Source organism: Sphingomonas paludis, from assembly GCF_053502515.1.
In genome coordinates this window covers 1,606,876-1,618,471 of the sequence record NZ_CP187558.1, presented here as the reverse complement: position 1 = coordinate 1,618,471, position 11,596 = coordinate 1,606,876, and the positions used below count along the sequence as shown (strand labels likewise).

General features: G+C 63.9%; 10 protein-coding genes. 8 read left to right on the top strand and 2 right to left on the bottom strand.

The genetic code is table 11. The features are described from left to right. The first annotated feature begins 49 nt into the window (after positions 1–49). From ACPVPU_RS07880 to ilvC, 3 genes are all read left to right on the top strand, one after another. The gene (locus ACPVPU_RS07880) at positions 50–1,813 is read left to right on the top strand and encodes an acetolactate synthase 3 large subunit (protein WP_448657381.1); all 1,764 of its coding nucleotides are present in this window, start codon (positions 50–52) and stop codon (positions 1,811–1,813) included. Between the two features lie 4 nt (positions 1,814–1,817). Next, entirely contained in the window at positions 1,818–2,333 is a 516-nt protein-coding gene (gene ilvN / locus ACPVPU_RS07875; RefSeq protein WP_260019768.1) for an acetolactate synthase small subunit, read from the top strand. Positions 2,334–2,465: 132 nt separating this feature from the next. Then, positions 2,466–3,485 carry a ketol-acid reductoisomerase gene (gene ilvC, locus ACPVPU_RS07870; RefSeq protein ID WP_448657380.1) on the top strand — a complete coding sequence of 340 codons (1,020 nt, stop codon included), beginning with the start codon at positions 2,466–2,468 and terminating at the stop codon, positions 3,483–3,485. Between the two features lie 37 nt (positions 3,486–3,522). Here ilvC and ACPVPU_RS07865 read toward each other — a convergent pair whose 3' ends face one another. Then, positions 3,523–3,921, bottom strand: a complete 399-nt coding sequence (locus ACPVPU_RS07865) for a BLUF domain-containing protein (protein WP_448657378.1) — start codon at positions 3,919–3,921, stop codon at positions 3,523–3,525. A 172-nt stretch (positions 3,922–4,093) separates the two neighbouring features. Here ACPVPU_RS07865 and ACPVPU_RS07860 point away from each other — a divergent pair, with 172 nt between their 5' ends. From ACPVPU_RS07860 to ACPVPU_RS07845, 4 genes are all read left to right on the top strand, one after another. Next, positions 4,094–4,726 (top strand): YceI family protein, encoded by a 633-nt coding sequence (locus ACPVPU_RS07860; RefSeq protein WP_448657376.1) that lies wholly within the window; start codon positions 4,094–4,096, stop codon positions 4,724–4,726. A 344-nt stretch (positions 4,727–5,070) separates the two neighbouring features. Further along, complete coding sequence (gene leuA, locus ACPVPU_RS07855) at positions 5,071–6,738, top strand: 2-isopropylmalate synthase (RefSeq protein WP_448657374.1); 1,668 nt, start codon at positions 5,071–5,073, stop codon at positions 6,736–6,738. Positions 6,739–6,904: 166 nt separating this feature from the next. Beyond that, positions 6,905–7,444 carry an RICIN domain-containing protein gene (locus ACPVPU_RS07850; RefSeq protein WP_448657372.1) on the top strand — a complete coding sequence of 180 codons (540 nt, stop codon included), beginning with the start codon at positions 6,905–6,907 and terminating at the stop codon, positions 7,442–7,444. Between the two features lie 174 nt (positions 7,445–7,618). Next, positions 7,619–8,014 (top strand): hypothetical protein, encoded by a 396-nt coding sequence (locus tag ACPVPU_RS07845; protein WP_448657370.1) that lies wholly within the window; start codon positions 7,619–7,621, stop codon positions 8,012–8,014. Positions 8,015–8,097: 83 nt separating this feature from the next. Here the strand turns inward: ACPVPU_RS07845 and folE are convergent, their stop codons facing one another. Next, positions 8,098–8,724, bottom strand: a complete 627-nt coding sequence (gene folE / locus ACPVPU_RS07840; RefSeq protein WP_448657369.1) for a GTP cyclohydrolase I FolE — start codon at positions 8,722–8,724, stop codon at positions 8,098–8,100. Between the two features lie 221 nt (positions 8,725–8,945). Here folE and ACPVPU_RS07835 point away from each other — a divergent pair, with 221 nt between their 5' ends. Beyond that, positions 8,946–11,579: a TonB-dependent receptor gene (locus ACPVPU_RS07835; RefSeq protein ID WP_448657368.1), complete on the top strand. Its 2,634-nt coding sequence runs from the start codon at positions 8,946–8,948 to the stop codon at positions 11,577–11,579. Positions 11,580–11,596: the final 17 nt, after the last annotated feature.

The window sequence follows — 11,596 nt, the reverse complement described above, 5'->3', positions numbered from 1 at the left end:
GCGCGGCTCGAATTCTGATACTGCGCCTGCGAATGATGGGAGACGAACCGTGACCGAGAAGAGTGGAGCCGACATCCTGGTCGAGGCGCTGATCGACCTCGGCGTGGAGGTCGTGTTCGGCTATCCGGGCGGGGCGGTGCTTCCCATCTATGACGCGCTGTTCAAGCAGAACGCGGTCCCCGGCCGGCGTCAGATCAAGCATATCCTGGTCCGCCACGAACAGGCGGCGACGCACGCGGCAGAGGGCTATGCCCGGTCGACCGGCAAGCCCGGCGTCGTGCTCGTCACCTCCGGACCCGGCGCGACCAATGCGGTGACCGGCATCGCCGATGCGCTGATGGATTCGATCCCGATGGTGGTCATCACCGGCCAGGTGCCGACCACGCTGATCGGATCGGATGCGTTTCAGGAGGCGGACACGGTCGGAATCACCCGCCACTGTTCCAAGCATAATTATCTGGTGAAGGACCCGGCCAAGCTGGGCGAGGTGATCCATGAGGCGTTTCATATCGCCACCAACGGACGCCCCGGCCCGGTGGTCATCGACATTCCCAAGGATGTTCAGGTCGCCACCGCCAAATATCGCAAGCCCGGCCCCATCCAGCACAAGACCTATCGCCCGCAGGTGAAGGCCGATGCCCATCTGATCGAGGCGGCAGTCGAAATGCTGGCGGCGGCGGAGCGGCCGATCCTCTATACCGGCGGCGGCGTCATCAATTCGGGTCCGCAGGCGACGCAGTTACTGCGCGAACTGGCGCGGATCACCGGCGCGCCCGTCACGTCGACGCTGATGGGCCTCGGCGCCTATCCGGCGACGGGTGACCAGTGGCTGGGCATGCTCGGCATGCACGGCACCTATGAGGCGAACTGGGCGATGAACCAGGCGGACCTGATCCTGTGCCTGGGCGCGCGGTTCGACGACCGGGTGACGGGGCGGCTGGATGCCTTTGCCCCGCATTCCAAGAAGATCCATATCGACATCGACCGGTCGAGCATGAACAAGACCGTCCGTGTCGACCTGCCCGTCGTCGGGGATGTCGGGCTGGCGATGGAAGACATGCTGAAGGTGTGGAAGGCGCGGCAGACGCCGAAGCCCGACCTTTCGGCCTGGTGGGCGCGCATTGCCGAATGGCGCGCGGTCCGCTGTCTCGATTTCCCCGCATCCCGCGCGGAGATCATGCCGCAGCACGCGATCCGCGCGCTGTATGAGGCGACGAAGGCGCGCCAGCCGATCATCACGACCGAGGTGGGCCAGCATCAGATGTGGGCCGCGCAGCATTTCGGGTTCGACGCGCCGAACAAGTGGCTGACCAGCGGTGGCCTTGGCACCATGGGCTATGGCCTGCCTGCCGCGATCGGGGCGCAGCTGGGCAATCCGGGCGCGCTCGTCATCGACATTGCGGGCGAGGCGTCGATTCAGATGAACATTCAGGAACTGGCGACGGCGACGCAGTACCGGCTGCCGGTCAAGATCTTCATCCTGAACAACGAATATATGGGCATGGTCCGCCAGTGGCAGGAACTGACCTATGAAAGCCGCTATGCGGAGAGCTATTCCGACAGCCTGCCCGATTTCGTGAAGCTGGGCGAAGCCTATGGCTGGAAGGGCATCCTGATCGAGCGGCCGGACCAGCTTGATGACGGCATCGCCGCGATGCTGGACCATGACGGCCCCGTGATCGTCGATTGCCGCGTGGCGAAACTCGCCAACTGCTTCCCGATGATCCCGTCAGGCGCGGCGCACACCGACATGCTGCTGCAGGCGGCCGAGGTGTCGGGCACTATGGACGACGAAGCGAAGGCGCTGGTTTAAGCTCATGCACATCAAACAGGAAATTGCCGAGCGGCACACGCTCGCCGTCATCGTTGACAACGAGCCGGGCATCCTGGCGCGGATCGCCGGGCTGTTCACCGCGCGCGGCTATAATATCGAAAGCCTGACGGTCAGCGAGATCAGCGATGATGACGCGATCAGCCGCATCACCATCGTCACCAGCGCATCGGCGCCGATGATGGAACAGATCATCGCCCAGCTGGACCGGCTGGTGCCGGTGCACAAGGTGACCGACCTGTCCGCGCTTGGCCCGCATGTCGAGCGCGAGCTGGCACTGGTGAAGGTGCGCGGCACGGGTGATCACCGGATCGAGGCGCTTCGCCTGGCCGAAGTGTACCGGGCCCGCGTGGTCGATGCGACGACCGAAAGCTTCGTGTTCGAAGTGACGGGCGGCACCGAGAAGCTCGACAAGTTCGTCGAACTGATGCGCGAACTGGGGCTGGTCGAGATTGCGCGGACCGGCATCGTCGCCATCGCGCGGGGGAAAGAAGCCGCATAAGCCAGAATTGAAACAGCCGTCACCCTGAACTTGTTTCAGGGTCCATCCCGCCATATGCGACTGAGCGGCTGGGGGCCGATGGATGCCGAAACAAGTTCGGCATGACGGCATCACAAAGGGGACTGACTTCAAATGCGTGTCTATTACGATGCCGATGCGGACCTGAACCTCATCACGGGCAAGAATATCGCCATTCTGGGTTACGGATCGCAGGGCCATGCCCATGCGCAGAACCTGCGCGACAGCGGCATCGCCAATGTCGCCATCGCGCTGCGCCCCGGTTCGCCGAGCGCCGCCAAGGCGGAGGGTGCAGGCTTCAAGGTGATGGCGAACGCCGATGCCGCTGCCTGGGCCGACATTCTGATGATCCTGGCCCCCGACGAGCATCAGGCGGACATCTATGCCAAGGATCTCCACGCCAAGCTGAAGCCCGGCGCGGCGCTTGCGTTCGCGCACGGCCTGAACGTGCATTTCGGCCTGATCGAGCCGCGCGCCGATGTCGACGTCATCATGATCGCGCCCAAGGGGCCGGGCCATACGGTGCGCGGCGAATATCTGAAGGGCGGCGGCGTCCCCTGCCTGATCGCAATTCATCAGGACGTGTCGGGCAACGCGCACGACGTGGCGCTCGCCTATGCCAGCGGCGTCGGCGGCGGCCGTTCGGGCATCATCGAGACGAATTTCCGCGAGGAATGCGAAACCGACCTGTTCGGCGAACAGGCCGTGCTGTGCGGCGGCACCACCGCGCTGGTCCAGGCCGGGTTCGAAACGCTGGTCGAGGCGGGATACGCCCCCGAAATGGCCTATTTCGAGTGCCTGCACGAACTGAAGCTGATCGTCGACCTGATGTATGAAGGCGGCATCGCAAACATGCGCTATTCGATCAGCAACACCGCCGAGTTCGGCGACATCCGCACCGGTCCGCGCATCATCACCGAAGAGACGAAGAAGGAAATGAAGCGCGTGCTGGCCGACATTCAGTCGGGCCGCTTCGTCCGCGACTTCGTGCTGGACAACCGCGCCGGTCAGCCGGAGCTGAAGGCCAGCCGTGCGGCCGCCAAGCGCCACCAGATCGAGGAAGTCGGCAGCAAGCTGCGCGGCATGATGCCCTGGATCGGCGCCAACAAGCTGGTCGACAAGGCCAAGAACTGATTGGTCGGTCCCGCGTCGCCTGCTCCCTTGCCGGGGTTCAGGCGGCGCGGCGGGCCTGGGCGAAGCCCTCGAACGTCGCGCGCACCGCGGGGCTGGCTTGTGCGACCATCGACTGTATCCGGCCAATAAAGGCGTCGCGCTCGCTCGGATCGTGCAGATGCATCATCGCCCAGTTGCCGAACTGGCGCTGCTCGATCGGCGTGCGCGACAGGGTGACGGCGGCACGGTGCCGCGCATCGGCACTGATCCGCCCATAGGCGGCAAGCACTGCCGGTTCCGGCCCCTCCAGCACCTGAAGAAACCGTCGACCGTCCGAATAGAGCAGGCCGGTGATGCCGTCGCGCCGGTTGTTCCGCCGCGAAACGTCCAAAATCTGGTCGATATCGCGCGCCGTCACATTGGCCCCGACCGAACTGACATAGACCAGTTGTATCATGTTTCACCCGTTCAAGCCGTACTTTCCCGAAGGAATTGCCTGCAATTGTTTAAAGAAATGGTCAGCGCGGCGACAAGCACCACCGAAAACGGCATGTTTCCATCCCTTGGCTGGACGTTGGGCAGACGACACCACACATAACCGCTGCCAGTTCAACAACAGGAGGCCCCCAATGCGTAACGTCCTGATCCTCGCGGCCGTCGCCGCCACTGCCCCGCTGATGGCGCAGTCTGCCCCGCAACTGCCCGGCGCGGTCGATGCATCCCGCGTCACCGGCGGCACCTATGCCGCCGATCCCGGCCATTCGCTGATCGGCTGGGAAGTCAATCATTTCGGGTTCAACGATTATTACGGCCTGTTCGGGGACGTTGCGGGCACGCTGACGCTGGACCCCAAGAACCCTGCTGCCGCAAAGGTGGACGTGACCATTCCCGTATCCAAGGTGACGACGGCCAGCGCCGGCCTGACCAATCACCTGTTGCGGGCGGGTAAGGACGGCGGCAAGCCGGACTTCTTTGGCCCCAACCCGGCCGATGCGCGCTTCGTGTCGACCAAGGTGGTGCCCGGCGCCGACGGCAAGACGGCTCAGATCACCGGCAACCTGACCCTGAACGGCGTGACCAAGCCGGTCACGTTCGAGGCGGAGTTCACTGGCGCGGGCGCCAACCCGATGAACAAGAAGGAAACCGTCGGCTTCGAGGCTGAAACCTCGATCAAGCGCAGCGATTTCGGTGTGAACTATGCGCTGCCCCTGGTGTCGGACGAGGTGGAACTGGACATCTCGATCGCGTTCGAAAAGCAGTAAAGGTCCAAGGGAAGACCCTCTCCCTTCCCACCGCTTCGCGGCGGGCCCCTTCCCTCTCCCGCTTGCGGGAGAGGGAGGGAGGAGCGCAGCTCCGGAAGAGTGAGGGTGTTCTCCCTCCGCCACAAAACTACCGAACCGGCCATTTTTTGGCTGGACAAAAGTTGGCCGCGCCCGCCATAGCGCAACAATGATCGCGGCTGCGCCCCTCGCCACCCTACGACTTATCCGCCCTTAGGCGGTGTGTGTCCGCGCGCTGTCGCGCCGCCTGGGGGATGATCCAAGAGCCAATCAGCCGCAACGCCTTCGCATCCCACGCCGGATGCCGATGATGGAAATGTGAACCGATGCTCCGCGATCCTTCGACCAAATACCGCCCCTTCCCGCCCATCGCCCTGCCCGACCGGCAATGGCCGAACCGCACGATCACCCGCGCCCCGCGCTGGCTGTCGACCGACATGCGCGACGGCAATCAGGCGCTGATCGATCCGATGGACAGCGAAAAGAAGCAGCGCTTCTTCGACCTGCTGGTCCGCGTCGGCATCAAGGAGATCGAGGTCGGCTTCCCAGCGGCCGGTGCGACCGAATTCGACTTCATCTCCGGCCTGGTCCGCTCCGGCACCATCCCGGAGGATGTGACGGTACAAGTGCTGACCCAGGCGCGGCGCGACCTGATCGACACCAGCTTCGACAGCCTGGAGGGCATCCACCGCGCCATCGTCCATGTCTATAATGCGGTCAGCCCGGCCTGGCGGCGGATCGTGTTCGGCATGGACCGCGCGCAGGTGAAGCAGATCGCCGTCGATGCCGCCCGGATGCTGGTGGACAATGCGGCCGCCCGCCCCGGCACCGACTGGCATTTCCAATATTCGCCGGAAACCTTCTCAACCGCCGAACTGGACTTCAGCCTGGAGGTTTGCGCGGCGGTGATGGAAGTCATTCAGCCGACGCCTGACAAACCGCTGATCCTCAATCTCCCCGCCACGGTGGAATGCGCGACACCCAACGTCTATGCCGACCAGATCGAATGGTTCTGCCGCAACCTGCCGAACCGCGAAGCGGCGGTGATTTCGCTGCATACCCATAATGATCGCGGCACCGGCGTCGCTGCGGCTGAACTGGGCATGATGGCGGGCGCCGACCGGGTCGAGGGCTGCCTGCTGGGCAATGGCGAGCGGACCGGCAATTGCGACCTCGTGACCGTGGCGCTGAACCTCTATACGCAGGGAATCGATCCGGGGCTGGACCTCTCGAATATCGATGCCATTGTCAGCACGGTCGAATATTGCACCAACATCCCGGTGCATCCGCGCACACCCTATGCCGGCGACCTGGTGTTCACCGCCTTTTCCGGCAGCCATCAGGATGCGATCAAGAAAGGGTTCGCAGCGCAGGAAGCGCGCAACGACGCCCTGTGGGAAGTCCCCTATCTGCCCATCGACCCGGCAGACCTGGGCCGCAGTTACGAAGCGGTGATCCGCGTCAATTCGCAGTCCGGCAAGGGCGGCGTCGCCTGGGTGCTGGAACAGGACCAGGGGCTGAAACTGCCCAAGCGGCTGCAGGCCGATTTCAGCCGTCACGTCCAGGCGCTGGCCGACGCGACCAGCCGCGAATTGAACGCCGGCGACATCTGGGGATGTTTCCAGTCGGCATATCGGCTGACCGGCGACCAGCATTTCACGCTGGAAGCCTATGAAGAGGCGCGCGCGCCGAATGGCGACCGGCTGTTCGCCGGGCATATCGGCATGGGCGGCCAGCGCCGGTCGGTCAGCGGGCGGGGCAACGGGCTGATCTCGTCGGTCGTCGCCGCGCTCAACGAAGCGGCTGGCCTGTCGCTGGATGTGGCTGACTATAGCGAGCATGCCATCGGCAAGGGCGCGACAACTCGGGCCGCAGCCTATGTCGAATGTGTCGATGCCGATGGCCGGATTCATTGGGGGGTGGGCGTGGATGAGGACATCGCGACCGCCAGCGTCCGCGCGGTCATCTCGGCGGCAAACGCTGCGCGCGCCTGACATGCGCTGCTGCGGGCGCCCCGCATTGCCGGGCGCCCGCCATATATTGCCCATGCGCCGATACACTGCCGGAATGAACCGTGTTCATCCTGTGATTCTTACGCTATCGTAAGGAAATTCAGCGCGGCACGACCGGTCTGCGCGGCACGGGCGGGGGACAGATGCGATGAGCATCCGCAGTATCTGCATCGTGATCATGGCGGTGCTTGCCAGCCTCGCCTTTCCCATGGCCGTATCGGCGCAAAGCTATAGCCGGATCGTCAGCGGTGGCGACGGCACGACGGCGATCAACCTCGAAACCCGGACGATCGCCGCGACCCCCGCCCCAGAGGGGTGGTGGAGCGCGCAATGGGAATTGATCGGTTCCCATATCTATGGCCCCACCGATGCCTATCTGCTGCGCAACCGATATACCGGCGAATATCTGGTCAACCGCGGCGGCACCGATGACGGCACAGTCCGCGGCGCGCTTGCCCTGGAAAAAGGGACGGCGAATGATCCCTGGGTCATCGAGCGGATTGTCGGAGTCATCCCGCTGTTCAGGATCAGGCCCTATAGCCGCCCCAACCTGTACCTGCAGATGCGCGACGGTGCGCTGACGGTCGCGCCGATACCCGCGACCAATCGCAATGAGTTGTGGGTGCTGGACGAGCGGGCGTTCCAAATTGCCAGGGCACAGGCATTGAACGGACGCGCCGCGGCATAGGCCCGGGCGGCTGCCGCCGCGGCATAGGGGCAACAGGCGACCCCCGCACCGCAGCCCAGGATCAATCCGTCGACTCCGCCACCGACGACAAGGGGGCGGGACATATCGGTCATCACCGAAGGAGTCAGCGGCCCGCCGCCGTCGGACCTGGCCGGCACGAAAAAGACCTATGTCGTGGCGATCGATTATTGTCATTCGGCGCTGAGCGACACGGGCACGGCGGACGCGCTGGTCGTGACGTTCGCATTCACCGGTGCGGATCGGCTGTACGAACGGCGCGTTCAAGGGACCGGCTCCTGCTCGGTCCTGGGGGCGCCGGTGTCATCCGATCTCAAGGTGGAAGTGACCAGCGTACGCGAGCTGGCGGCGGTGATCATCGAGAATACCGGCGGCGACGCCCTGTTCATCGATGAAGTCGAAGTGTTCCGGGATGGTCGCAAGATCCTGTGGGACGGCCGCGACAATGGCGGCGGCTGGTGCCTTTCCACCGACACCAACGACCATCTTGGCGGTTGGGAAAGTGTGGTTGGCGGCTGTCAGTCCGCACGGACGTTCAACACCCCGGCCTGAACGCAGACGGCGGCGTCCGAGAGCGGCCAGACGCCCGACCGCGGCGTCGCTTCCGGCGCCCTGCGGTCGGACCATTGCCCCATTCAGCCCTTGCCCATCAGCGCCAGCACCTCCTTGCGACTGCGCTCATCGTCGCGGAATACCCCCATCATGCGGCTCGTCGTCATCGTCACGCCGGGGGTCCGTACGCCGCGCGCGGTCATGCACGCATGGGTCGCCTCGATCACCACGGCGACGCCGCGCGGGCGCAGGTTGTTCCAGATGCAGTCGGCAACCTCGGCGGTCAGCCGTTCCTGAACCTGCAACCGGCGGGCATAGGCATGGAGCACGCGCGCCAGTTTCGAGATGCCGACGACCCAGTTCTGCGGCAGATAGGCGATGTGCGCCTTGCCGATGATCGGGGCCATGTGATGTTCGCAGTGCGACTGGAACGGGATGTCGCGCAGCAGCACGATCTCGTCATAGCCGCCGACCTCTTCGAAGATGCGCGAGAGGTGATAGGCCGGATCCTCTCCGTAACCGGAACAATATTCCTTCCATGCGCGGGCGACGCGTTTCGGCGTGTCCAGCAATCCCTCGCGCGTCGGATCGTCCCCGGCCCAGCGAATCAAGGTGGCGACAGCAGCGGCGACATCGTCGGGAACGGGAATCTTGGGAGGCGGCGCGACCAGATCGCCATTTCCAAACAGGTCTTCGTCGTGATCGGCCAAAATGGACTCTCCTGATGCGGGTGCCGCTACGGCAGGGCGGGACATGGGCAGTGGTTTCGCAAATGCAACTGTTGCGGCCAAGAAACATAGGGAAACCGCCGTATTCTCCACAGTGCAAATTCCGTTGACGGGGTAAAATTTCGCGCGTTAGCTGCGCAGCAATCAGACAGAAGGCCGACCGGTCAAAAGAACCCGAGCGACCGAACAGAGAGGATGCCGTTATGAAAGCCTGCCATCTCTTCGCCGTCAGCGCCCTTGCCGTCGCAGCATTCGGCGCATCGCCCGCCCTCGCACAGGACGCCGTCGATCCCGCGCCCGAGGAAGAAACATTCGAAAACGCCGGCGACATCATCGTCACCGCTACCCGGCGCGAACAGTCGATCCAGGACATTCCGATCGCGGTAACCGCGATTTCCCAGACCTTGCTGCAGAATTCGGGCGTTCAGGACATTCGCGGGCTGGAGCAGCTGGCCCCGTCGATTCAGTCGTCGACCGGCCAGTCCTCGGCCACCGGCACCACCCTGTTCATCCGCGGCATCACCACGGCGGGCGACAATCCTGGGTTCGAGCCGGCGGTGGGCGTGTTCATCGACGGCGTGTATCGTCCCCGCGCCGGTGTGGCCGTGGCCGAACTGCCGCAGCTGGAGCGGGTCGAGGTGCTGCGCGGGCCGCAGGGAACGCTGTTCGGTCGCAATACGTCGGCCGGTGCGCTGTCGATCTTTACCGCCAAGCCGAAGTTCGAATTGGGGGGCTATGTCCAGGCCGGCTATGGCAATTACGATGCCTATGAACTGGAAGGCGCGCTGACCGGCCCCGTGTCCGAAAATTTGGCGCTGCGCGTCGACGCCGGGTATCGCAAGCGCGACGGATACATCTCCGACGTGAACAGCGACCGTGCGATCAACGACATCAACCGATATTATGTTCGCGGCCAGGCGCTGTTTGAAACCACCGACGTCACCTTCCGTCTGATCGGCGATTATTACGAAACCGACGAAAACTGCTGCGGCGCGGTCAGCGCGGCGCGGATCGGCGCGACCAATCCGACGCCGGCGATCGAGGCGATCGGCGCGCTGCAGGGTCTGGACGGCCTGTTCACCGGCGACCCGTCGCTGCGTCAGATGGCGATTTCGCCGAACCGCGCCTTTACCGAAAAGGTCCGCGATTTCGGCGTTTCCGGCGAGCTCAACTGGGATCTGGGCGGCGTATCGCTGACGTCGATCACCGCCTATCGCAAATGGCGGGCACTGCGCGATCAGGACATCGATTTTTCCGGCATCGACCGCGCCTATCGTGAGGATTACCTCAACCGGCTGAACACCTTTACCCAGGAACTGCGGTTCCAGGGATCGGCGTTCGACGGCGCGCTCGACTGGCTGGTCGGGGGCTTCTACCTGAACGAAACCAACACGCTGCGCGATACCGTGCGCATCGGCAACGATGGCAACCGCTATGTCGATTTCCTGCTGAACGGCGCGACGCGCAGCCAGTTGCTGCCCACGGGTGCGCAATTCTATGGCACGCTGGGGCCGAATGTGCCGCTGTTCGGTCAGGTCCTGCTGCAGCAGAACCCGATCGTCGCCCCGCCGCCGGCGGCCGGCTTGCCACCCATCCGGTTGCAGCAGATCGCGCCCGCCGGATCGGCGCTGTTCAACCTGCTGACCAATCCCCTGCCCGGCGCACAGCCCGGCCAGGGCAACAACAACGACGATTTCCGCGTAAAGACCAACGCAATCGCGCTGTTCACGCACAACATCTTCAATTTCACCGACGAATTGTCGCTGACCCTGGGCGCGCGCTGGAATTACGAAAAGAAGGAGCTGGACGCGACGATCAACAGCACCACGGGCAGCTGCGCGTTCTTTAATCAGGTCCGTGCCGGCAACCAGGCGGCGGCGACCTATGCAACGCTGCTGCGCGGGGCATCGGCCAATAATGCGCTGTTCAACAACCTGTTCCTGCTCAGCTGCAACCCGGCGGTGAACAGCGAATTCAACGGCACCTATGCCGACGATTTCAGCGACAGCCAGATCACCGGCACGGCCAAGCTGTCGTACAAGGTCAGCGACGACGTGCTGCTTTACGGCGGCTATGACCGCGGGTTCAAATCCGGCGGCTACAACATGGACCAGGCGACGTTCGACAGCGTCCTGTTGGGCGGCAACGGCGCACAGGCCAGCGACCTGCAATTTGATGGCGAAACCGTCGATTCGTTCGAGCTGGGCGTGAAGACTTCGCCGCTGCGCGGGTTCACGTTCAACGTCGCCGGCTTCTATTCCAAGTTCAAGGACCTGCAGTCGCTGGTGTTCAGCGGCACCAATTTCGTGGTGCAGAATGTCGACAGCACCACCAGCAAGGGCGTCGAGGTGGAATCGACCATCCAGCCCGACCGCGCTCTGCTGATCCGGCTGGGCTACAGCTATATCGATGCCAAGTATGATGCCGACAACAACTTTGCCGGTACCCCGCTGCAGGGTCAGGAGGGGCTGCAGCTGTTCAACCAGCCCAAGCATACGGTGACAATCGCCACCACCTGGACCCCGGAAATCTCCAACGGCGTCCATGCCCTGTTCCACGCGGACATGCGCTACAACAGCGAAGTGAACCTCAATTCGAACACGCCCAACCCGGTGACGGGCGAAACCGCGCTTCGCAATCAAGGCTATCCGCTGATCAATGCCCGGATCGGCATCCAGAATGCCGATGGCACGCGGGGGCTGGAGTTCTTCGTCGAAAATCTGACGAACGAATTCTACTACATCACCAGCTTTCCGGTGCCGGAGCAGACGGGCAACATCGCCGGATATCCCGGCCTGCCCCGCTTCTACGGCATCCAGGCGCGGTTCGGCTTCTGAACGCACTCAGTCGCTCC